This is a genomic window from Kosakonia sp. SMBL-WEM22 (assembly GCF_014490785.1).
GTDB lineage: Bacteria > Pseudomonadota > Gammaproteobacteria > Enterobacterales > Enterobacteriaceae > Kosakonia.
This window is the reverse complement of the sequence record NZ_CP051488.1, coordinates 3,114,177-3,135,770: the sequence shown is the minus strand read 5'-3', so window position 1 is coordinate 3,135,770 and position 21,594 is coordinate 3,114,177. Positions and strand designations below refer to the sequence as shown.

Sequence of the window (21,594 nt, the reverse complement as noted above, 5' to 3'; positions counted from 1 at the left end):
CGAGACCTTACTCCATCATCTTCTCAATCGGCAGCACCAGGATGGAGCTGGCGCCCAGCGCTTTCAGCTTCTCCATGGTCTCCCAGAAGAGCGTTTCGCTGCTGACCATGTGCATCGCCACCCGCTGTTGATCGCCCGCCAGCGGCAGGATTGTTGGGCGCTCAGCGCCCGGCAGTAGGGCGATCACCTCCTCAAGGCGCTCGCTCGGCGCGTGCATCATGATGTATTTCGACTCGCGCGCCTGAATTACGCCCTGAATACGGGTCAGCAGTTTGTCGATCAGTTGTTGTTTAGCCTCCGGCATTTCGCCGTCGCGCTGGATCAGGCAGGCTTTCGAGCGGTAGATCACCTCGACTTCGCGCAGGCCGTTTGCTTCCAGCGTTGCGCCGGTAGAGACGAGATCGCAAATCGCATCTGCCAGGCCGGCGCGCGGAGCCACTTCGACGGAGCCATTCAGCAGGCAGGATTTGAAGGAGACGCCTTTCTGATCGAGGTAGCGTTTCAGCAGGTGAGGGTAGGAGGTGGCGATGCGTTTACCGTTGAGCGACAGCGGGCCGTCCCAGGCTTCATCCACCGCCGTGGCCAGCGAGAGGCGGCAGCCGCCGAAATCGAGGCGGCGCAGGGTGAAATAGCGCGGATCTTCGCCCTGCGCACGGCGTGTCAGCAACTCTTCTTCTAAAACGTTCTCGCCGATAATGCCGAGGTCGACCACGCCATCCATCACCAGGCCCGGAATATCGTCATCGCGTACACGCAGAATATCGATTGGCATATTTTCCGCGAGGGCAATTAAGCGCTGGGTGTGCAGGTTGATCTTGATACCGCAGCGGGCCAGCAGTTCGCGTGAATCGTCACTAAGACGGCCGGATTTCTGAATAGCTATGCGTAAACGCGAGTTATCTAACATTCTGTTGTCCTCTCTAATCCTGCAAAAAATTGTCCAAAAAAAAGCCCCCGGAAGACGATCTTCCGGGGGCTCTCTTGCGTTCATGCACCACTGGAAGATCTGACTCTCTTCCAGCACACATCGCCTGAAAGACTAGTCAGGGTGATGGTGATGATGGTGGTGTTTAAATGGAACGCGGTTCATAAAATTCTCGATGAATGCTTATTCATATGTTGGCATTTACCGTAAACCAGTTTGGTCATTGAAGGCAAGGGCTTTTTTTTATGATTAAATCATTTCATATACGTTCTGTGAATTGTCACTGACAGAGCGCTGGCGTAGCCTAATGGTATTCGCAGGTTGTAAGCAGGGGAGAGGCATGAAAAAAGTCGCAATTGTCGGGTTAGGTTGGTTGGGGATGCCGCTGGCGCTCTCATTAATGGCGCGAGGCTGGCACGTGACCGGCAGTAAAACCACGGAAGATGGCGTCGAGGCAGCGCGGATGTGCGGTATCGAAAGCTACCTGCTCAAGCTCGACCCTGAACTGGTCTGCGATGCAGACGATCTTGATGCGCTGATGAATGTCGACGCGCTGGTGATCACGCTCCCTGCCCGGCGCAGCGGCCCCGGCAGCGACTTCTATCTGCAGGCGATGCAGGAGGTTGTCGACAGCGCGCTGGCGCACCGTATCCCGCGTATCCTCTTTACCAGCTCTACCTCGGTCTATGGTGATGCGCCAGGCACGGTGAAAGAGACCACGCCGCTCCAGCCGGTGACTGCCAGCGGGCAGGTACTGAAGGAGCTGGAGGAGTGGCTGCACAACTTGCCGGGAACCGAGGTCGACATTCTGCGTCTGGCTGGATTAGTAGGCCCCGCGCGCCATCCTGGGCGCTTCTTCGCCGGTAAAACCGCGCCGGACGCTCAGCTTGGTGTTAACCTGGTGCATCTTGAAGATGTTATTGCTGCCATCACGCTGCTACTGCAGTCGCCGAAAGGGGGGCACATCTATAATATCTGCGCGCCCGCGCATCCGACGCGCGAAACATTTTATCCGGCGATGGCGCGTAAGCTGGGTCTGCCAGAGCCAACTTTTACCGATTCGCCAGCGGAAAAGCGTGGCAAAGTCGTTGATGGCAACCGCATCTGTCATGAACTAGGCTTTGAATATCTCTACCCCGATCCTATGCAGATGCCTCTGGAGTAGGGTTTTTTAGCAAAAAATGCGATTAGAAGGATTAATGATCGCGCTGCCGTTTAAAAATCAAACGGTTAGACATCATTAATTTATCAGGCGGCCTGCATTGTATTGTCATTGTGCTTCAACCTGGTGCAGAATATGCCGCTGCAAAAAAAGAGATGATTAACCGACGTTCAACGCGTCGGTTATTTTTTTGCAAGCAAAACGTCATTCAATAAAAGAGGCCGGGCTTCGTACCGGATAGATACACATTTAAAAACCGACAGTCGTTGTCGCTGAGGAAAGAACACAAATGGGGCAATATTTTGCATTTGCGACGGCCGCCGCCGTTATGGGGGTTAGCCATGCCGCATAACGTTACTCCAAAAACCTCTCGCGTGGAATTGCGTAAGACCCTTACGCTGATTCCGGTTGTAATGATGGGCCTTGCCTATATGCAGCCGATGACGCTGTTCGATACGTTCGGTATCGTCTCCGGCCTGACCGATGGTCATGTGGCAACCGCCTACGCGTTTGCCCTGGTCGCTATTCTCTTTACTGCCCTGAGCTACGGTAAACTGGTGCGCCGCTTCCCGTCTGCGGGTTCCGCCTATACCTATGCGCAGAAATCCATCTCCCCGGCCGTGGGCTTTATGGTGGGCTGGTCATCGCTGCTGGACTACCTGTTCATGCCGATGATCAACATTCTGCTGGCGAAAATTTACTTTGAAGCGCTGGTACCTTCTGTTCCGTCGTGGCTGTTCGTGGTGGCGCTGGTGGCCTTTATGACCATCTCCAACCTGCGCAGCATTAAGACCGTTGCGAACTTCAACACCTTGATCGTGATCCTGCAGATGGGCATCGTTGCCGTCATCGTCGGGCTTATCATCTATGGTGTCTCGCACGGCGAAGGCGCTGGTACGCTGACCAGCACCCGTCCGTTCTGGTCCGAAGGGGCGCACGTGGTGCCGATGATCACCGGTGCGACGATCCTCTGCTTCTCGTTCCTCGGCTTCGACGGCATCTCTTCCCTTTCTGAAGAGACCAAAGACGCCGAGCGCGTAATTCCGCGCGCGATTTTCCTCACCGCACTGCTGGGCGGCGTGGTCTTTATCGTGGCCTCTTACTTCCTGCAGCTCTACTTTCCGGATATCTCGCGCTTTAAAGATCCGGACGCGTCGCAGCCGGAAATCATGCTCTACGTTGCGGGCAAAACCTTCCAGTGGGGCGTGCTGATCTTCTCAAGCGTCACCGTACTGGCATCGGGTATGGCGGCACACGCAGGCGTTTCCCGCCTCATGTACGTGATGGGCCGCGACGGCGTCTTCCCGACCCGTTTCTTCGGCTACGTACACCCGAAATGGCGTACTCCGGCGTGGAACGTGCTGCTGGTTGGCGCGATTGCGCTGCTGGCGATTAATTTTGACCTTGTCACCGCCACGGCGCTGATTAACTTCGGTGCGCTGGTGGCGTTCACCTTCGTTAACCTGTCGGTGATCTCCCAGTTCTGGATCCGCGAGAAGCGTAACAAAACGCTGAAAGACCACTTCAACTACCTGGTGCTGCCGGTCTGCGGCGCGCTGACGGTGGGCGCGCTGTGGGTCAACCTCGAAGAGAGCTCGATGGTGCTGGGCCTCATCTGGGGCGGTATTGGTCTGGTTTACCTGGCCTGCGTAACCCGCAGCTTCCGTAACCCGGTGCCACAGTACGAAGATATCACCCAGTAAGATCGGCTCAGACAGTTAAGAGAACCGGAGGCCACGCCTCCGGTTTTTTTTTGCCATCGCTCTCCCGCCCAGTGCTAATAACAAAACACCCTATGCTAGACCATTTTGTTATTGGTTCCTGCCCCCCTGCTTGTGAATAATTTGCGATCTTGTTTTTCCGGACGCTATTACCGTTATGTTCTTAATGATTGTAAGTGGACTTATTTGTGGCGCGCTGCTCGGCTTTGTGATGCAGCGTGGCCGTTTCTGCCTCACTGGCGGTTTTCGTGACATGTACATCGCGAAAAATAGCCGCATGTTCTATGCCCTGCTGATCGCCATTGCTATTCAGAGCGTGGGCGTTTTCGCCCTGATCCAGGCGGGCGTGGTGCAGTATGACGCTGGCGCTTTCCCGTGGCTTGGCACCGTGGTGGGGGGCTATATTTTTGGGCTTGGCATCGTCTACGCAGGCGGCTGCGCGACGGGGACCTGGTATCGCGCCGGGGAAGGGCTGATTGGCAGCTGGATAGCGCTCTTTACCTATATGGTGATGAGCGCGGTGATGCGCTCGCCGAACGCTGCGGGTCTCAACCAGCTGTTGAAAACCTACAGCACCGAACACAACTCGATCGCCGAGACCTTTGGCTTCTCCGTCTGGCCGCTGATTGTGCTGCTAGTGGCGGTGACGCTGTGGGTGGTTGCCAAAGAGCTGCGCAAGCCGAAGCTGAAAGTCGCCTCGCTGCCGCCGCGCAGAACTGGCCTGGCGCATATTTTGTTTGAGAAGCGCTGGCATCCGTTTGTCACTGCGGTGCTGATCGGCCTGATTGCGTTGTTGGCATGGCCGCTGAGCGAAGCTACCGGGCGCATGTTTGGTCTTGGCATCACCTCGCCGACTGCCAACATTCTGCAATTTTTGGTGACAGGCCAGAGCAAGGTGCTGAACTGGGGTGTCTTCCTGGTGCTGGGTATCTTTCTGGGATCGCTGATTGCCGCGAAAGCCAGCCGCGAGTTCCGCGTGCGCGCCGCCGATGCGCAAACCACGCTGCGCAGCGGCTTTGGCGGAGTGTTGATGGGCGTCGGTGCCAGCATGGCCGGCGGGTGCTCCATCGGTAACGGTCTGGTGATGACGGCGATGATGACCTGGCAGGGCTGGATCGGTCTGGTATTTATGATCCTTGGCGTATGGACCGCGTCATGGTTTTTATATGTTCGTCCACAGCGCAAAGCGAAGCTTGCCGCCGCTGTGGCCTAAATAAACAGGAGCTGTTATGGCGATTAAAAAACTCGATGTGGTAACGCAGGTATGCCCGTTCCCACTGATTGAAGCAAAAGCGGCGCTGGCAGAGATGCACAGCGGTGATGAACTGGTGATTGAGTTCGACTGCACCCAGGCGACGGAAGCGATTCCTCAGTGGGCGGCAGAAGAGGGGCACACCATCACGGATTACCAGCAGGTGGGTGATGCCGCCTGGAGCATCACCGTCCAGAAGGCGTAAGCCGCAGGCCCTCCCGCGCACGGGAGGGCACTTTCAGACAATCTCTTCGGCGTACTGCCACAGCGCTTTCAACAGCGCCTGTTTCTCACTGTCCCCCTCATACTGCTGGAACAGCGCCTGCAACTCGTCAGCGTAGCGTTGTAAAAACTCCGGGGTAAAGATCTCGCGGCGATGCGCCAGCCAGCGCTGCTGCTCCTCTTCATCGAGCGTGCCGGGGAAGTTGCGTGCCCGGTAGTTAAACAGCAGTTTCTCAATCCGCGCATCGGCAAAGGTGATATCGAGCGCCGGTAAGTTGCGCGGCTCGGTCTCGAGCAGGATTTTCATTGCAGCGCGGTCAGCATCGCTGAAAAAGCCGTTATAGATCTGCGCGTCGACATTCTCCGAGGGCACAAACGGCTCCGCTTCGGCGAAGATGGCCAGCACTTTTTCGCGTACCTGCGGATGGTCACGCAGGATCTGTAAATTATCGAGACAGCGCTGGCGATCGATACCGAGCCGCTCGGCATCCTCCGGCCGCAACGTGTTGGCCTGCGCCAGCACCGGGCACTTGTTGAGATGCACCAGTTTGATCGGCACCGCAGTAGCATCGCCCAGCTCGCTCTTCGGCGTATAGAGGCGCTCACGCAATGCATCGGCATCCAGCTCCAGCAGCGGTGACATATCGCCCGCCAGATCGACCATAATCACCGCGTTGCGGTTTTCCGGGTGCCAGGCCAGCGGCGCAACCCAGCTGGTGTTGCCGCGCGCCGCGCCAAACATACCAGAGACATGCACCAGCGGTTTCATCTGCGGCACATCAATCAAGGTCGCCAGCTTCTGCTTACTGCGATGGCTATAGAGATAGGCAAACAGCTTCGGCTGCTTCGCTTTTACCAGCTGCGCCATGGCGATGGTGGCATAGACATCCGCCATCGCGTCGTGGGCATTACTGTGCTCGATACCGTTCGCTTTGGTCAGGTGCTCAAGGCGGAAACTCGGCAGACCCTCTTCATTCTCCGGCCAGTTGATCCCCTCCGGGCGCAGGGCGTAGCAAGCGCGCATCACGTCCAGCAGATCCCAGCGGGAGTTGTGGTTTTGCCAGCTCCAGGCGTAGGGATCGTAGAAGTTGCGGTAAAAAATATTGCGCGTCACTTCATCATCAAAACGGACATTGTTGTAACCCACCACGCAGGTATTCGGCACGGTAAAGAGGTCGTGTATGCGTTTCGCAAACGCCGCTTCGTTGTCACCTCTGGCGCGCGCCACCTGCGGGGTAATGCCGGTGATCAGCACCGCTTCAGGCTGTGGAAGGTAGTCATCGGCGGGTTTGCAGTAGAAGACTTCCGGCTCGCCGATAGTCGTGAAATCGGCATCGGTGCGCAGCGCGGCGAACTGCGCCGGGCGATCCAGCGCGGGGCTGGTTCCGAAGGTCTCGTAATCGTGAAAAAGAAATGTCGGGGTTGCCGGGGAATCAGACACCAGAAGCTCATCCTGTCAGAAAGTATGCCGACTATGGTAAACCATCGTGGACCATGTGCCGAAGAAAAACCGTGCCAGCTTACGGCGTCACACGCAAAAACAGGGGCTTAAAAATGATTTGTGTCACATTTCTTTGCAATTTTGCCAGGTAACGACACACGAAGTTCCGTACAAAGGACGCCCCTTTCCGAAGTATTGAGGATATTTCATTGAAACGCCGTTTGTTTGCTGCTTCATTGTTGGCGGTGAGCGTCCATTGCGCTCAGGCCGACGACCTCCCATTTGCCCCTCAGCCCCCGGCAGTGCAGGCCGGATCATGGGTCTTGATGGACTACACGACCGGGCAAATCTTAACTGCGGGGCATGAGCATCAGCAGCGTAATCCGGCGAGTCTCACCAAATTGATGACCGGCTATGTCGTCGACCGCGCCATTGATAGCCATCGCATCAGTGCCGACGACGTTGTGACAGTTGGTAAAGATGCCTGGGCGCAGGGCAACCCGGTGTTTGCCGGCTCGTCGCTGATGTTCCTTAAGCCGGGCGATCGCCTGACGGTGCGCGATCTAAGCCGCGGTCTGATTGTCGACTCCGGGAACGACGCCTGCGTGGCGCTGGCAGATCACGTTGCCGGCGGCCAGCCGCAGTTTGTGGCGATGATGAATGACTATGTACAGAAGCTGAACCTGCATGACACCCACTTTGAGACGGTACATGGCCTGGATGCGCCGGGGCAGCACAGCTCGGCCTACGATCTGGCGGTGTTATCGCGCGCCATTATTCACGGCGAGCCGGATTTCTATCATATGTACAGCGAAAAGAGCCTGACGTGGAACGGCATCACACAGCAAAACCGCAACGGGCTGCTGTGGGATAAAAGCCTGAATGTCGATGGACTGAAGACGGGCCACACCTCCGGTGCGGGCTTTAATCTGATCGCCTCAAGCGTGGATGGTCAACGCCGTTTGATCGCGGTGATCATGGGCGCGGACAGTCCAAAAGGGCGCGAAGAGCAGGCGCGCAAGCTGCTGCACTGGGGCCAGCAGAACTTCGACACGGTTGAGATCCTGCGCAACGGTAAAAAAGTGGGCAGCGAGCGTGTCTGGTACGGCGATAAAGAGCAGATTGCTGTCGGCACCAATGAGGATCGCTGGCTGGTGCTGCCAAAAGCGGAGCTGCAAAACATCAAAGCCAAATATGTGCTGGACAGCAAAGAGCTGGAAGCGCCGCTTGCCGCCCACCAGCGCGTTGGCGAGATCCAGCTTTATGACCGCGATAAAGTGATTGCCAGAATGCCGCTGGTGACGCTGGAGAGCGTCGGCAAAGGCGGGCTCTTCTCCCGGCTGAGTGACTACCTGCACCACAAAGGGTGATCGTCGTGCGGGCAGAGTGGCAGGCTTGCGAGTCTGCTCGCATAATTGACGCGTGCGGCAAGCCTGATGGTCGCCGGGAAGATATACTGTACAGACAAACAGTAACGCGCAGGAGGTCACGATGGGCTACAACGTTAAGCAGGTAGAGCAGCGCCGTATCGCCGGGTTTCATCTGGTGGGTCCGTGGGAAGAGAAGGTGAAGCAGGGCTTTCAGCAGCTTCTACTGTGGGTCGAGAATAACCAGATCCAGCCGCTGGAGTGGGTCAGCGTCTATTACGATAACCCGGACGAAGTGCCGCCGGAGAAGCTGCGCTGCGATGTTGCCATCACCGTCGATCGCGATTTCCAGGTGCCCGTTAACAGCGCCGGCGTTATCACCACCGACATTCCCGGCGGCCACTACGCGGTGATGAGCGCGCGGGTACACAACGAAGATTTTGAAGGCAGCTGGAATCTCTTTTTCGACGAGCTGTTGGGTGACAGCTCGGTGCAGATTGCCGCCGGGCCCTGTTTTGAGATCTATCACAACGACGGTAAGCGCGACGGTTTCTGGGACATTGAGATGTATATCCCCGTCGAGCCGAACGCCCACTAAAGGCGGGCGGGGCAAAAAGGCCGCGAGAGTGATGCTGGCGGCCTCTTTTTTTGTCCTGACAGGGCATCGGTGCGAAAAAATACCGCTACAATTGCGCCTCTCTTTTTAACCCGGAGCCTGGCTGTGCGTCGCGACAAATCCCTCAGCCCCTTTGAAATTCGACTTTATCGCCACTACCGCGTCGTACATGGCGTGCGCATCGCGCTGGCGTTTATCCTCACCTTTTTACTTATCCGCCTGCTTAATGTCCCGGAGGGAACCTGGCCGTTGATTACGCTGGTGGTGCTGATGGGGCCAATCTCCTTCTGGGGCAATGTGGTGCCGCGCGCCTTTGAGCGCATCGGCGGCACCATTTTCGGTGCGCTGTTGGGGCTGGTGGCGTTAAAGCTGGAGCTCTACTCACTACCGCTGATGCTTTTATGGTGCGCCGCCGCTATGTTTCTCTGCGGTTGGCTGGCGCTCGGCAAAAAGCCTTACCAGGCGCTGCTGATTGGGATCACCCTTGCGGTCGTTGTGGGGGGGCCAAGCGGCGATATGCAGACGGCACTGTGGCGCGGTGGCGATGTGATTATCGGATCGCTCCTTGCCATGCTCTTTACTGGCATCTGGCCGCAGCGCGCCTTTTTGCACTGGCGCATCCAGATGGCGAATTACGTCACGGCCTTTAACCGCGTCTACCAGGGCGGTTTCTCGCGCAACCTGGTGGAGCGGCCACGGCTGGAAAAGCATCTGCAAAAAATCCTCAACGATGTGGTGAAGATGCGCGGGCTGATTACGCCCGCCTGCAAAGAGACCCATATTCAGAAAGCGATATTCGAGGCGATCCAGACCGTCAGCCGCAATATGGTTTGTATGCTGGAGTTGCAAATCAACGCCCACTGGAGTTCGCGTGCCAGCCATTTTGTGATGATTAACGCCAGCACGCTGCAAGAGACGCAGCAGATGACGCAGCAGACGCTGCTCACCATCGCCCACGCGCTCTATGAGGGTAACCCGCAGCCGATCCTGGCGAACACAGAAAAGCTTAACGATATCGTCGCTGAACTGCGGCAGTTGATTGGCGAACATAAGGGCGACGCGGTGACAGAAACCTCGATTCACGGTTATGTCTGGCTCAGCATGGAGCTGGCGCGCCAGCTGGAGTTGTTATCGCATTTGATCTGCCGGGCGCTGCGCAAATAAACGGCTAATAATCGCCTCGGGCTGCCAGGTTGTTTCGATTCAGCTATATTTGCGGTTATGATAGCCAGCAGGAAAACTTATTGTCATATGCCACTGCTTTGGGTAGGTTTGCCTCTCAGGTGATGGCCTTAACGAATCCGAATCTCAATTAATCAGGGGTGTCAAAATGGAAACAACCAAGCCTTCATTCCAGGACGTTCTGGAATTTGTGCGTCTGTTCCGTCGCAAAAACAAACTGCAGCGCGAAATTCAGGACGTTGAGAAAAAGATCCGTGATAACCAGAAACGTGTGCTGCTGCTGGACAACCTCAGCGACTACATCAAGCCGGGCATGAGCGTTGAAGCCATTCAGGGTATTATTGCCAGCATGCGTACCGACTACGAAGATCGCGTGGATGACTACATCATCAAAAACGCCGAGCTGTCGAAAGAGCGCCGCGAAATCTCCAAAAAACTGAAAACCATGGGCGAGCTGAAATCGGTCGAACATAAAGCCGAGTAAGCGCCTGCGCGGTGAGAGCCTCGTCTCTCACCGTCTTCTCTTTTCACTCTCCTCCACTTTTCTCCCCCTATTTTTCTTTATCACCTATAAAAACCAGGCCTTTCTCTCTTTGCAGAGTGATAAAATGCGCCGCGCTGGATAAACATCGCGTCGTAAAACCGTCTGGCGCGGCACTTTCGTGATATTACCGGGCACATCAATCGGTGGCTGGCGCAGGCCGCCGGTGCGGTCTGGCTAGTGATTTCGGGAACTGGAGTGAAAATAAAATGATCAAGTTGTTCTTCGCCACATTGTCGTTTATCAGCCGCATTCCGGTGCCTGGCCGTTGGGTACAGGGGCTGGATGGGGCGGATTATGTGCGTGGGATCACCACTTTCCCGCTGGTCGGCCTGCTGCTCGGTGGCCTGAGTGGCCTTCTTTTCACGCTGTTGCACACCTGGTGCGGCGCGCCGCTGGCGGCGCTGTTGAGCGTGCTGGGGCTGGCGCTGCTGACCGGCGGTTTTCATCTCGATGGTCTGGCAGACACCTGCGATGGCGTTTTCTCGGCTCGCCGACGCGAGCGCATGCTGGAGATCATGCGCGACAGCCGGCTTGGCACCCATGGCGGCCTGGCGCTGGTATTTGTTGTGGTGGCAAAAATCCTCCTGCTCAGCGAGTTACAGCTGCGTGATACGCCGATGATAGCGGCGCTGGCCGCAGCCTGCGCTGTCGGACGTGGCTGCTCGGTGTTACTGATGTTCGGCCACCGCGACGCCCGCGACGAAGGGCTGGGCAATCTCTTTATTGGCAAGGTTTCCGCTAAAGATACTCTTATCACCTTGATCATCACCGTACTGTTAGCTGTGGTGCTGCTCGGCTACCAGGGCGTGCTGGCGCTGCTGATCACAATGGTGGCGATTTATCTGCTCGGCTGGTTGCTCAAGCGTACCCTCGGCGGGCAGACCGGCGACACACTCGGCGCGGCGATCGAGCTTGGCGAGGTTATCTTCCTGTTAGCGCTGCTCTGATTCTTTAAAGAGAGACGTAATGCAGAGATGTGCGACGATTATCTGCCACTCCTCTATCCGACGCAGGGGCGATGGTACGCAGCTGCATCTCAATGAATTACTTAAACCGGTTGGCAGCCTCGGGCGGTTCGCGTTGCTGGCGGACAGCAATATTGTGTTGCTCCTGGCGCAGTAGGGGGGCCAGATGGCGCTGCGCTTATCCGGCCTACAAAACATCATGCATTCGTTTTGCGTAGGCCTGATAAGGCATGTGTGCCGCCATCCGGCAACAGCGCAGATGCAACAAACCGGCCTCTATTCCGTAGGCCGCATAAGGCGCTAGCCGCCATCCGGCAAAACGCCGCTTACTTCGCCTGCTGCATCACCTGCAACAGCGTATCCAGCAAGCCGGGAAAACAGACATCCAGATCTTCGCGGCGCAGTGAAATCATATTCTCCCGCCCCTGCGGGCGCTGCCACACCACGCCGCTGTCGCGCAGCACACGCCAGTGATGGGTCATGGTCGATTTCGCTACCTCCTGCGGGCGCAGTGTGTTGCAGCTCATTTCACTGCCGTCGGCAAGGCGCTGGATGATGGCCAGGCGCAGCGGGTTGCCGAGCGCAAAAAGCACATTTTCCAGGCGAAACTGCTCACGTTCAGGGTGGTTAGCGATCATACTTTTCCTGTATTAACGATGGGGCTGCGGCTGACTCAGCGGCGCTACTATACGCAAACTGCCTGCTTAACACCACGACCGCTACCCCGAGTTCACCAATCGAAAGAATAGCAAAAATAGTTCGAATATACTCGTATAGTTGTACTATGCTAAACGTCGTTAACCCTCTGCGGCTCATTCTGGCCGCTAACTTACAGTCAACAGACTAAGGACGCATCATGCCCCGACCCATTCCTCTCGAACGTTATCGCAACATCGGTATCTCCGCGCATATCGATGCCGGTAAAACCACCACCACCGAGCGCATTCTGTTTTACACCGGGATGAGCCATAAGCTGGGGGAAGTACACGATGGCGCGGCAACCACCGACTGGATGGCGCAGGAGCAGGAGCGCGGCATTACCATCACTTCTGCGGCGGTAAGCTGCTTCTGGCCCGGTATGGATCGCAATGTTGAACCGCACCGCATCAATATTATCGATACCCCCGGGCACGTCGATTTTACTATTGAAGTGGAGCGCTCAATGCGCGTGCTGGACGGTGCGGTCATGGTCTACGACTCGGTGGGCGGCGTGCAGCCGCAGTCAGAAACCGTCTGGCGGCAGGCCAATAAGTATCATGTCCCGCGCCTGGCGTTCGTCAATAAAATGGACCGCCCCGGCGCAGATTTCTTCCGCGTAGTGCAGATGATGATCGACCGTCTGAAAGCCAACCCGGTGCCGATTGTCATCCCGATTGGTGCAGAAGAGCACTTTACGGGCGTGGTCGATCTGATCAAAATGCGCGAAATCATTTGGGATGATGCCACACAGGGCATGTCCTTCAGCTATGCACCGGTGCCTGTAGAGTTACTGGAAACTGCGCAAGCGTGGCGCGAAAAGATGGTCTCTGCGGCAGCGGAAGCGAACGAGATATTGATGGATAAATACCTTGAAACCGGCGAGCTGGACGAAGCTGAAATTATTGCCGGTCTGCGTCAGCGCACCATCGCCGGTGAAATCCAGCCGATGTTGTGCGGCAGCGCCTTTAAAAACAAAGGCGTGCAGCGCATGCTCGACGCGGTGGTTGAGCTAATGCCCTCACCGCTGGATATACCGGCGATTCAGGGCGTGGATGAACGAGGCCAGCCGGCAGAACGTCATGCGAATGATAACGAGCCCTTCTCAGCGCTCGCCTTCAAACTGATGACCGACCCTTATGTCGGCCAGCTGACTTTTATCCGCGTCTACTCCGGCGTGCTGAAAAAAGGCGATGCGGTCTACAACCCGGTGAAAGGCAAAAAAGAGCGCATCGGGCGTATTGTGCAGATGCACGCCAATGACCGACATGAAGTGGATGAGCTGCGCGCGGGCGATATCGCCGCCTGTGTCGGGTTGAAAGATGTCACCACGGGCGACACGCTCAGCGATCCCGACAAGGTGATTACGCTTGAGCGCATGGAGTTCCCGGAGCCGGTGATCTCGCTCGCTATTGAGCCGAAGACCAAAGCAGATCAGGAGAAGATGGGCATTGCGCTGCAGCGGTTGGCGGCAGAAGATCCGTCATTCCGCCTGCATACGGATGAAGAGTCCGGGCAAACTATCATCTCCGGGATGGGGGAGTTACATCTGGAGATTATCGTTGACCGCATGAAGCGCGAATTTGGCGTGGAGGCGAATATTGGCCGTCCGCAGGTCACGTACCGCGAAACGCTGCGCAAGACCGTTAAAGAGATTGAGGGCAAGTTTGTGCGCCAGTCCGGTGGGAAAGGGCAGTATGGTCATGTGGTGCTGACGCTGGAGGCACTGGCGGCGGGAAGCGGCTTTGTATTCGAAGATGCGACCAAAGGCGGCGTAGTACCGCGCGAGTATATCCCTTCCGTTGAAAAGGGGCTGCGTGAAGCGATGAATAGCGGCGTGCTGGCGGGCTACCCGGTGGTGGATGTGAAAGCGACGCTGACCTTCGGCTCCTATCACGATGTCGACTCTTCGGAGATGGCCTTCCGCATGGCGGCGATCTTTGGCTTTAAAGAGGGGGCACGCAAAGCGGATCCGGCGATCCTCGAACCGGTGATGCATGTCGAAGTAGAGACGCCGGAGGAGTACGCCGGGAATATTATGGGCGATCTCTCTTCGCGTCGCGGCATGGTGCAGGGGATGGAAGAGCGCTTCGGTAGCCAGATTATCCGCGCCGACGTCCCGCTGGCGGAGATGTTTGGCTATGCCACCACGCTGCGATCGATGTCGCAAGGGCGTGCAACCTACAGCATGGAGTTCCATCACTACGCGGAAGCGCCGCGCAATGTGGCAGAGGAGATTATCGCCAGCCGCAGTAAAGGATAAGTTTTAACTCGTCACTTCAAACCCCGCTTCGGCGGGGTTTGTCGTCATGAACATGCATTATTGCGAGGCGATAATCTCTGTCCCGGTTACTGATTGAATTTTCCAGGTACCCGCCTCCTTCACCATACAATCCACCACTATGTGTTTTTTATCTTTGCCAAAGGCGACGAAGACATTGGTGCATACAGGATCAACAAGTGTTTGCATAACGGCTACGTTATCAACCCAGTCATCATTAATATCTTGCGTGCCGATAAAGAAATCGCCACCGTAATTGGCTTCATCAGTTTTCGCCGCATGGCGCAGTTTTTTAAGGGTGTTGCCAGTGACGTATTTATCGATTTTCTGCCCGTCCAACGGCGATGAGTTATCTGCTGCAAACTGAGCGATATACCATTTGTTGAAGTTGAGAGCCTGCTGCTGCGCAATTTCAATTGGGGAGGATGAGGCCCAGGTGGCTGTTGAGATGAACAGTAATAACAGCGAGATTATTTTCATTTAATTATGCCTGTAGATTTTAAAGGAGGGGCGATGCTTGCGGTAGGCTGGGCCTGGGTACATGCCTGAATGCTGCACAAAATCGCTGATCCAAACCTTACCATCAAAAATGCAGGTGTGACCGGGGATACTTTCCGGGATACTCTGGATAACCGCAACATCGCCTTTTTGTGGCTGATCGGTAATTTCGTAAAAGCCCGCATGAACCAGGCTCGGACCGAAATCTTTCGCGTAATTTGCGCGAACCCCGATAATACCTCCCGCTTCAATTGCTTTGCGCACAGCAAAAGCGCATTTATGAAGACTACCCGCGTGCGCATGTTTGCGCGCGTACTCTACTGCGGCATTTTTATCCCACATAATTCCCTTCGACTAATGAAAATTTTTGTAAAGGAGGGTGCAATTTTCGATTATTTAAATATTGCCTTATGTCAGAAAATTCTTAAACGAAGCGGGTAAGAGTATCTGTTTCGCTCAGATAGCGAGGTGGAAGGCGATAAGCAGATCCCAGGAAGCCGACTATCATTAGCAGACATCCGCTGCGCCTGAGGAAAGGTTATGTTGCGTCCTGTCACACTGCTTTGCGCTTCTCTGCTGTTACTCTCGGCCCGGCCTGCGCTGGCGGTTACTTACCCGCTGCCGCCGGAAGGGAGCCGGTTGGTGGGTAGCCCGCAAACTATCACTGTGCCGCAGGGCAACACTTTTCCGCTGGAAGCCTTTGCCGCGAAATATGGTCAGGGGCTGAGCAATATGCTGGAAGCCAATCCCGATGCCGACCCCTATCTGCCGAAAGCCGGTTCACAGCTGGTGATCCCGCAGCAGATCATTCTGCCTGCCACCGTGCGGGAGGGCATTGTCGTTAACGTCGCGGAAATGCGGCTCTATTACTACCCAAAAGAGAGCAATACCGTCGAGATCCTGCCGATTGGGATCGGCCAGGCAGGACGCGAAACGCCGCGTAACTGGGTGACCGCCGTTGAACGTAAACAGGCGGGGCCCACCTGGACACCGACGGCCAACACCCGCAAAGCGTACGCCGATGAGGGCAAAACCCTGCCCGCCTTTGTGCCTGCCGGGCCGGATAATCCGATGGGACTCTATGCTATCTATATCGGTAAGCTGTATGCCATTCATGGTACCAATGCAGATTTCGGCATTGGCCTGCGCGTCAGCCAGGGGTGTATCCGCCTGCGCAATCAGGATATTAAGTACTTGTTTGATAACGTGCCGGTCGGCACGCGTGTGCAGATTATCGATGAGCCGGTGAAAGTAAGCCGCGAGCCGGATGGCAGCAGTTGGGTTGAAGTGCACGAGCCGCTGTCGCGCAACCGCGCAGAGTTTGAATCGACGAAAAAAGTCCCGCTGCCTGCCACGCCGGTACTCAACAGAATGGTAAAAGAGGGGAGCGCGGATGGAGACCAGGTGACAATGGCGCTAGAGCGGCGTTCAGGCATGCCGGTAAAAATCGGCTCCCCAGCAGGGAATAATAGCGAAACACACCGCATCGAGCGGATGTAAGAGCTGGAAGAGCACTTGCTCAATTAATTTGAATGTTATTGTTAAATCAATGTTATTTCTTCTTATGGCGTAAAGCGTAGAGTAGGGAGCACTCACGATTTACTGAACGAAGGACGACGCCATGAAGAAGATCGGTTTTTTATCATTTGGTCACTGGACCCCCTCGCCGCAGTCCGGCACCCGCTCTGCGGCTGACGCGCTGCTGCAATCAATCGATCTGGCAGTCGCCGCAGAAGAGCTGGGTGCAGATGGTGCTTACTTCCGGGTGCACCATTTCGCCCGTCAGCTCGCCTCGCCATTCCCACTGCTTGCCGCGGTTGGTGCCAAAACGAGCCGCATTGAAATTGGTACCGGCGTAATCGATATGCGCTATGAAAACCCGCTCTATATGGCCGAGAGCGCCAGCGCGGCAGATCTAATTGCCGGTGGACGGTTGCAGCTTGGCATCAGCCGTGGTTCGCCGGAGCAGGTGATTGATGGCTGGCGCTATTTCGGCTATCAGCCCGCCGAAGGTGAAAACGAGTCAGATATGGCGCGCCGTCACACCGAAGTGCTGCTCGATGCACTGCGCGGCGAAGGGTTTGCTAAACCCAACCCACAACCGATGTTCCCCAATCCGCCGGGGTTGCTGCGCCTTGAGCCTTACGCAGAAGGTCTGCGGGAGCGCATCTGGTGGGGCGCAGGCTCCAATGCCACCGCGGTGTGGGCGGCGAAACTGGGGATGAATCTGCAAAGTTCAACGCTGAAGGATGACGAAACGGGTGAGCCGTTCCACATTCAGCAGGCGCAGCAGATCCGTGCCTACCGTGAAGCGTGGAGGGCCGCCGGTCATACACGCACACCGCGCGTCTCCGTCAGCCGCAGTATCTTTGCTCTGATGAACGATCGCGATCGCGCCTACTTTGGTGGCAGCCGTGACGACGATGACAAAATCGGTTTTCTTGATGAGAAGACACGTGCGATTTTCGGTCGCAGCTATGCGGCAGAGCCGGACAAATTGATTGAACAACTTAAGCGAGATGAAGCGATTGCCGAAGCGGATACACTGCTACTGACCGTGCCGAACCAGCTTGGCGTTGACTATAACGCCCACGTTATTGAGTCAATTTTGAAACACGTTGCGCCCGCGATGGGCTGGCGAGATTAGACCTGAAATAAACAACGCCCTGCATATTTTCGCTATGCCGGGCGCTAAATTTTTTCTCCTGCCTTGAGAATCACTCCTCTCTTATTGTCTACGCCTTTGCCAGTGTTACGCGGCACACCCGCAACTGATTTTTTACAGGCGTCCTTTAGCCGTTATGGCATTCCTGCTGCAACATTGCGCATGCTGACAATAGTTTTACTCTAAGATTTATCTATAAGCCCTCATGTAAAAACCAGAGCAGCTCAACGCATTCTCCATTATCTGCATAGAAGCGGTTTTACCTGGTTTTCAGGTATACGAATAACGTTCATTAGTATTGTAAAATACGTTTTTGACACTGAGCGTGACAGCGATTATAGCGTTCTTTGTTAATAATAACCTACTGAAACATTTGGCACGGTAGTAAATTGAAATGATGTTGGGTAATATTCATCCAGGCTCAAACGGGTATAAGGAGATCATATGGCTACTAAGCAGTTTTCATTCTCGCAACTTGCTAATTTGCTTGTTGAAGGGGTCGGCATAATGCACGGGGGGTTCTCTGTGGTTGTGACTGTCACGGAGACGGATACCAAAGAGGGTAAGGATATTCGCATAGCTGCAATTGGCCGTACCACTGCAGCCAAGGCAGCAGGATCAGGAAAAGTTCTTTTCTGGTGTAACGTTGTGAATAGCATTGATAACAAAAAATATGTTCTGAGTAGAAAACCAAATGAGACGTGGGCATTAGGCATGGATGATATTTTTATAGGTGATACCAGCTTCTTCATTCCTAAAGATACTTACTCAGTACCATCACTCAAAATACAGTGTGGCTACGTTTACGCTGATTATACGGGTCAGGCTGTGCCTATTCCTCCCAGCATGAACCGAGAAATAAACTTAACGCAATTTCAACGGTGAGATATTCAATGAAAATTAAATTCTCTTTGGTTTTTCTTTCGATGATTTTACTCCCGATTGTGGTGATTGCAGCCAATAGCATTAAATACCAGGATAAAGCGACAGAGGATGCCGCTAATCTTGTTACTCAATATACACTTGCTGATGGTGCGCAAAAACAAGGCTATTTAAAAAAACTTGAAGAGCTGACGGTTAAGCATCCTGACAATAACAACGTCAGAAAAATGTATGCCAACATATTAATTGCCGATAAGAAATATCCTTCCGGGCTGGAGCAAATGGAAATGCTCAATAAAAATAATCCTCAGCCGGGTTCGAAGCTTACAGAGTGCATGTTGGTCGAAAGGAGTGGTAAAGACGCGGAAAGTTGTTACAAGGATGCAGTCGCGCTATTCGAAACTCATCATGTTACTGATGATAATTATGTCATGGCGCTTTACTTAGCAGACGATCCGCGATTTGAAGTCGAGAAGAAGAAGCTCATCTCATCTGGAAAATTAACAGAGACAGAGAAAGGCTTATTTTCTATGAGTAAGAGTGAACTGATTAGCGCAATGTTCCCTTGAGGAAGTGAGGCTGAACGAAATGTACAACCTTCGCTTTGCGGCTGGAAGCGACGGAACCGGGAAAGCGGCTTCGTCGCATACTGCTAAACACTCTGATTGTGCTATGGCCGCGCAGTAAAGGGTGGTCATAATTACCAGGTGAAGCTGTGCGAGGTGTTAACCCGTCAGCAGCAATGCAAAAAGCCCGCTCGGGTTTCCCTGAGCGGGCTTCTTCAATGTGGCTCCTCTGACTGGACTCGAACCAGTGACATACGGATTAACAGTCCGCCGTTCTACCGACTGAACTACAGAGGAATCGTGTGGAGGCTTATCTTAGCGGCGAAAAATCTTTTGTCAAACCCCATTTCAGGGGAGGGGAGTCAACTGCTGATTCCATCAGCGATTTGCATGTATTGACATCAATTTATGCTGAATTGCTTTGCAGGATCACCATTTCTCCCCCATCATTTGAAATGTAATTTCATCTTTTACGGCAAGGACTATTTTGAACGTCGTCACCCCCCTTCGCCAGGCCGTCATGCGCACCCCCTGGTATAGAAAGCGTAAAAGCTACCGCGTGCTCTTCTGGCGGGAAATCACCCCGCTTGCTGTGCCAATCTTCCTCGAAAACACCTGTGTACTAATGATGGGCGTGCTCAGCACTTTTCTCGTGAGCTGGCTTGGCAAAGAGGCGATGGCGGGCGTAGGTCTTGCCGATAGCTTTAATATGGTAGTGATGGCCTTTTTTGCCGCTATCGATCTCGGCACAACGGTGGTAGTGGCCTTTAGCCTCGGCAAACTCGACGCTGAACGGGCAAGGTCGGCAACGCGGCAGTCGCTAATGATTATGACGCTGTTCGCCATCGTGCTGGCGGCGGTGATCCACTACTTCGGCCGTGAAATTATCGACGTTATTGCCGGCGCGGCGACCCAGCCGGTGAAAGATTTGGCGCTCACCTATCTTGAGTTAACGGTTCTGAGCTATCCGGCGGCGGCAATTGCGCTAATCGGCAGCGGTGCGCTACGTGGCGCAGGAAATACTAAAATCCCGCTGCTGATTAACGGCGGCATGAACATTCTCAATATCATCATCAGTAGCGCGCTGATCTACGGCTTTTTCGGCTGGCAGGGAATGGGCTTTGCTGGTGCCGGTCTTGGGTTGACCATCTCACGTTATATTGGTGCAGCGGCGATTATCTGGGTGTTGATGATTGGCTTTAACCCTTCGCTGCGGATCCCGCTCAAAAGCTATTTCGAGAAACTTAACTTCAATATCATCTGGGAAGTGATGGGCATCGGCATTCCTGCCAGCATCGAATCGGTGCTGTTCAACGGTGGCAAACTGTTGACGCAGATGTTCGTCGCCGGAATGGGCACCAATGTTATCGCCGGTAACTTTATCGCCTTCTCAGTGGCGGCATTGATTAACCTGCCCGGTAACGCATTGGGATCTGCCTCGACTATCATTACCGGCAAACGCCTCGGTAAAGGGCAGATTGCCCAGGCAGAGCGCCAGCTACGCCATGTCTTCTGGCTCTCCACACTATTGCTCACCGCCATTGCCTGGGGAACCGCGCCGTTTGCCGGCTGGTTTGCCGCATTTTATACCCATGAAGAGGATGTAAAAGAGGTCGTTAAGATCCTTTTATGGCTTAACGCTGCGTTTATGCCGATTTGGGCCGCCTCCTGGGTACTGCCCGCCGGGCTGAAAGGCGCGCGCGACGCGCGTTTCGCGATGTGGGTATCGATGCTGGGAATGTGGGGCTGTCGCGTCGTGGCAGGTTATACACTCGGTATTGTATTGGGTATGGGTGTGGTCGGCGTCTGGCTTGGGATGTTCCTTGACTGGGCGGTGCGCGGCGCGCTTTTCTACTGGCGGATGGTCAGCGGACGCTGGCTATGGAAGTATCCGAAGCCGCAGAAAACGCCGACGGAACGGCCCATTTCTGTGCAAAATGGAGAATAATTCGGCAAACGCGTCAAAATGTGAAATCAGGCTTTGACATGGCGTGGGAGCACCGCTAATATTCGCCCCGTTCACACGATTCCTCTGTAGTTCAGTCGGTAGAACGGCGGACTGTTAATCCGTATGTCACTGGTTCGAGTCCAGTCAGAGGAGCCAAATTTTGAAAAGCCTGCTTACGAGCAGGCTTTTTGCTTTCTGCCTTTTGGCAATCTTTCTTGCGATCACTTACTCGTTTGCCCGGCGTCCCATGCGCCGAGTTGCAGTACAGCGATATTGTTCTTCTTCCCTTTTTTCACCACGATCGGTAGAGCTTTCCTGAGCAGGTGCAGCTGTGCAGGTGCGATCAGTGCTTTTGCCGAGTGTAATTGCTGCGGATTATCGAGATGAAAAGAGATGTCGATAAAGAGATCATTGCCATAGAACATATTCGTTTGCTGCCAGGAGACGATACGCGTGTTGTAGATTTTACCGGGCCACTTTTCGCGCGTGAGAAACACTTTTGCAGCACGCATGCCTAAAGAGCTTCCCCGGAAGGTAAAAAAAATAGCGACCATAAAGACGATGGGCGTAGCAATGCCAATTATCAGGAAGGTCATCTCAAACGCCGACATATGTGTAATCCAGTTTTTAAACACCGCTATTCCTTTTTTAAGCTGCTTTC

The 21,594-nt window shown here is 54.7% G+C and carries 23 protein-coding genes, 2 tRNA genes, 1 pseudogene and 1 other annotated feature; of the genes and pseudogenes, 18 read left to right on the top strand and 8 right to left on the bottom strand.

The window, feature by feature from the left end; genetic code table 11:
- Nucleotides 1-7: 7 nt before the first annotated feature.
- Both hisG and hisL read right to left on the bottom strand, forming a co-directional pair.
- Entirely contained in the window at nucleotides 8-907 is a 900-nt protein-coding gene (hisG, locus tag HF650_RS15145; protein ID WP_187799336.1) for an ATP phosphoribosyltransferase, read from the bottom strand.
- A 35-nt stretch (nucleotides 908-942) separates the two neighbouring features.
- Nucleotides 943-1,064, bottom strand: a sequence feature (His leader region).
- Nucleotides 1,040-1,090: a his operon leader peptide gene (hisL, locus tag HF650_RS15140; RefSeq protein ID WP_128484015.1), complete on the bottom strand. Its 51-nt coding sequence runs from the start codon at nucleotides 1,088-1,090 to the stop codon at nucleotides 1,040-1,042. Its footprint overlaps the feature before it by 25 nt.
- Before the next feature lie 175 nt (nucleotides 1,091-1,265).
- On the opposite strand from hisL, the gene HF650_RS15135 reads away from it, so the two are divergent.
- The 4 genes from HF650_RS15135 to tsuB all read left to right on the top strand — a co-directional run bounded on the left by HF650_RS15135 (nucleotide 1,266) and on the right by tsuB (nucleotide 5,265).
- Nucleotides 1,266-2,090, top strand: coding sequence for an SDR family oxidoreductase (locus tag HF650_RS15135; RefSeq protein WP_187799335.1), 825 nt, complete (start codon nucleotides 1,266-1,268; stop codon nucleotides 2,088-2,090).
- Nucleotides 2,091-2,428: 338 nt separating this feature from the next.
- Complete coding sequence (locus HF650_RS15130) at nucleotides 2,429-3,790, top strand: APC family permease (protein ID WP_187799334.1); 1,362 nt, start codon at nucleotides 2,429-2,431, stop codon at nucleotides 3,788-3,790.
- 175 nt (nucleotides 3,791-3,965) lie between these two features.
- Nucleotides 3,966-5,021, top strand: a complete 1,056-nt coding sequence (tsuA, locus tag HF650_RS15125; protein WP_187799333.1) for a thiosulfate utilization transporter TsuA/YeeE — start codon at nucleotides 3,966-3,968, stop codon at nucleotides 5,019-5,021.
- 16 nt (nucleotides 5,022-5,037) lie between these two features.
- Complete coding sequence (tsuB, locus tag HF650_RS15120) at nucleotides 5,038-5,265, top strand: thiosulfate utilization sulfurtransferase TsuB/YeeD (protein WP_187799332.1); 228 nt, start codon at nucleotides 5,038-5,040, stop codon at nucleotides 5,263-5,265.
- A 33-nt stretch (nucleotides 5,266-5,298) separates the two neighbouring features.
- On the opposite strand, the gene sbcB is transcribed toward tsuB, so the two are convergent.
- Nucleotides 5,299-6,723: an exodeoxyribonuclease I gene (gene sbcB / locus HF650_RS15115; protein WP_187799331.1), complete on the bottom strand. Its 1,425-nt coding sequence runs from the start codon at nucleotides 6,721-6,723 to the stop codon at nucleotides 5,299-5,301.
- Nucleotides 6,724-6,932: 209 nt separating this feature from the next.
- Between sbcB and dacD the strand changes: the two genes are divergently transcribed.
- From dacD to HF650_RS15080, 7 genes and pseudogenes are all read left to right on the top strand, one after another.
- Nucleotides 6,933-8,093 carry a serine-type D-Ala-D-Ala carboxypeptidase DacD gene (gene dacD, locus HF650_RS15110; RefSeq protein ID WP_187799330.1) on the top strand — a complete coding sequence of 387 codons (1,161 nt, stop codon included), beginning with the start codon at nucleotides 6,933-6,935 and terminating at the stop codon, nucleotides 8,091-8,093.
- A gap of 121 nt (nucleotides 8,094-8,214) precedes the next feature.
- The gene (gene sbmC, locus HF650_RS15105; protein ID WP_187799329.1) at nucleotides 8,215-8,688 is read left to right on the top strand and encodes a DNA gyrase inhibitor SbmC; all 474 of its coding nucleotides are present in this window, start codon (nucleotides 8,215-8,217) and stop codon (nucleotides 8,686-8,688) included.
- Nucleotides 8,689-8,811: 123 nt separating this feature from the next.
- Nucleotides 8,812-9,870, top strand: coding sequence for an FUSC family protein (locus HF650_RS15100; RefSeq protein ID WP_187799328.1), 1,059 nt, complete (start codon nucleotides 8,812-8,814; stop codon nucleotides 9,868-9,870).
- A gap of 166 nt (nucleotides 9,871-10,036) precedes the next feature.
- On the top strand, nucleotides 10,037-10,372 hold the full coding sequence (locus HF650_RS15095; RefSeq protein WP_023479096.1) for a DUF496 family protein: 336 nt from the start codon (nucleotides 10,037-10,039) through the stop codon (nucleotides 10,370-10,372).
- Between the two features lie 156 nt (nucleotides 10,373-10,528).
- A pseudogene (locus HF650_RS15090) lies at nucleotides 10,529-10,642 on the top strand (bifunctional adenosylcobinamide kinase/adenosylcobinamide-phosphate guanylyltransferase); the annotation flags it as partial.
- On the top strand, nucleotides 10,639-11,379 hold the full coding sequence (gene cobS / locus HF650_RS15085) for an adenosylcobinamide-GDP ribazoletransferase (protein ID WP_187799327.1): 741 nt from the start codon (nucleotides 10,639-10,641) through the stop codon (nucleotides 11,377-11,379). The pseudogene HF650_RS15090 and the gene cobS, both read left to right, overlap by 4 nt.
- A gap of 19 nt (nucleotides 11,380-11,398) precedes the next feature.
- Nucleotides 11,399-11,554 (top strand): hypothetical protein, encoded by a 156-nt coding sequence (locus HF650_RS15080; RefSeq protein ID WP_187799326.1) that lies wholly within the window; start codon nucleotides 11,399-11,401, stop codon nucleotides 11,552-11,554.
- 169 nt (nucleotides 11,555-11,723) lie between these two features.
- On the opposite strand, the gene HF650_RS15075 is transcribed toward HF650_RS15080, so the two are convergent.
- A complete protein-coding gene (locus HF650_RS15075; RefSeq protein WP_187799325.1) occupies nucleotides 11,724-12,035 on the bottom strand; it encodes a helix-turn-helix domain-containing protein in 312 nt (103 codons plus the stop codon).
- Between the two features lie 218 nt (nucleotides 12,036-12,253).
- On the opposite strand from HF650_RS15075, the gene fusA reads away from it, so the two are divergent.
- Nucleotides 12,254-14,356, top strand: a complete 2,103-nt coding sequence (fusA, locus tag HF650_RS15070) for an elongation factor G (RefSeq protein WP_187799324.1) — start codon at nucleotides 12,254-12,256, stop codon at nucleotides 14,354-14,356.
- 57 nt (nucleotides 14,357-14,413) lie between these two features.
- Here fusA and HF650_RS15065 read toward each other — a convergent pair whose 3' ends face one another.
- Together HF650_RS15065 and HF650_RS15060 are read right to left on the bottom strand one after the other, a co-directional pair.
- Complete coding sequence (locus HF650_RS15065; protein ID WP_187799323.1) at nucleotides 14,414-14,854, bottom strand: DUF3828 domain-containing protein; 441 nt, start codon at nucleotides 14,852-14,854, stop codon at nucleotides 14,414-14,416.
- Complete coding sequence (locus tag HF650_RS15060; protein ID WP_187799322.1) at nucleotides 14,855-15,214, bottom strand: CHAP domain-containing protein; 360 nt, start codon at nucleotides 15,212-15,214, stop codon at nucleotides 14,855-14,857.
- A 201-nt stretch (nucleotides 15,215-15,415) separates the two neighbouring features.
- On the opposite strand from HF650_RS15060, the gene ldtA reads away from it, so the two are divergent.
- The 4 genes from ldtA (at nucleotide 15,416) to HF650_RS15040 (ending at nucleotide 18,988) form a co-directional block, all read left to right on the top strand.
- Nucleotides 15,416-16,372 (top strand): L,D-transpeptidase, encoded by a 957-nt coding sequence (gene ldtA, locus HF650_RS15055; protein ID WP_187802705.1) that lies wholly within the window; start codon nucleotides 15,416-15,418, stop codon nucleotides 16,370-16,372.
- 121 nt (nucleotides 16,373-16,493) lie between these two features.
- Nucleotides 16,494-17,519, top strand: a complete 1,026-nt coding sequence (locus HF650_RS15050) for an LLM class flavin-dependent oxidoreductase (protein WP_187799321.1) — start codon at nucleotides 16,494-16,496, stop codon at nucleotides 17,517-17,519.
- Nucleotides 17,520-17,981: 462 nt separating this feature from the next.
- Entirely contained in the window at nucleotides 17,982-18,422 is a 441-nt protein-coding gene (locus HF650_RS15045) for a hypothetical protein (protein WP_187799320.1), read from the top strand.
- An 8-nt stretch (nucleotides 18,423-18,430) separates the two neighbouring features.
- Nucleotides 18,431-18,988: a hypothetical protein gene (locus HF650_RS15040; protein ID WP_187799319.1), complete on the top strand. Its 558-nt coding sequence runs from the start codon at nucleotides 18,431-18,433 to the stop codon at nucleotides 18,986-18,988.
- Nucleotides 18,989-19,206: 218 nt separating this feature from the next.
- Here the strand turns inward: HF650_RS15040 and HF650_RS15035 are convergent.
- Nucleotides 19,207-19,282, bottom strand: a tRNA-Asn gene (locus tag HF650_RS15035).
- 163 nt (nucleotides 19,283-19,445) lie between these two features.
- Between HF650_RS15035 and HF650_RS15030 the strand changes: the two genes are divergently transcribed.
- Entirely contained in the window at nucleotides 19,446-20,933 is a 1,488-nt protein-coding gene (locus HF650_RS15030) for an EmmdR/YeeO family multidrug/toxin efflux MATE transporter (protein ID WP_187802704.1), read from the top strand.
- An 80-nt stretch (nucleotides 20,934-21,013) separates the two neighbouring features.
- Nucleotides 21,014-21,089: transfer RNA gene (locus tag HF650_RS15025), tRNA-Asn, on the top strand.
- Between the two features lie 65 nt (nucleotides 21,090-21,154).
- On the opposite strand, the gene HF650_RS15020 is transcribed toward HF650_RS15025, so the two are convergent.
- Nucleotides 21,155-21,568 carry a hypothetical protein gene (locus HF650_RS15020; RefSeq protein WP_223284177.1) on the bottom strand — a complete coding sequence of 138 codons (414 nt, stop codon included), beginning with the start codon at nucleotides 21,566-21,568 and terminating at the stop codon, nucleotides 21,155-21,157.
- Between the last annotated feature and the right edge of the window lie 26 nt (nucleotides 21,569-21,594).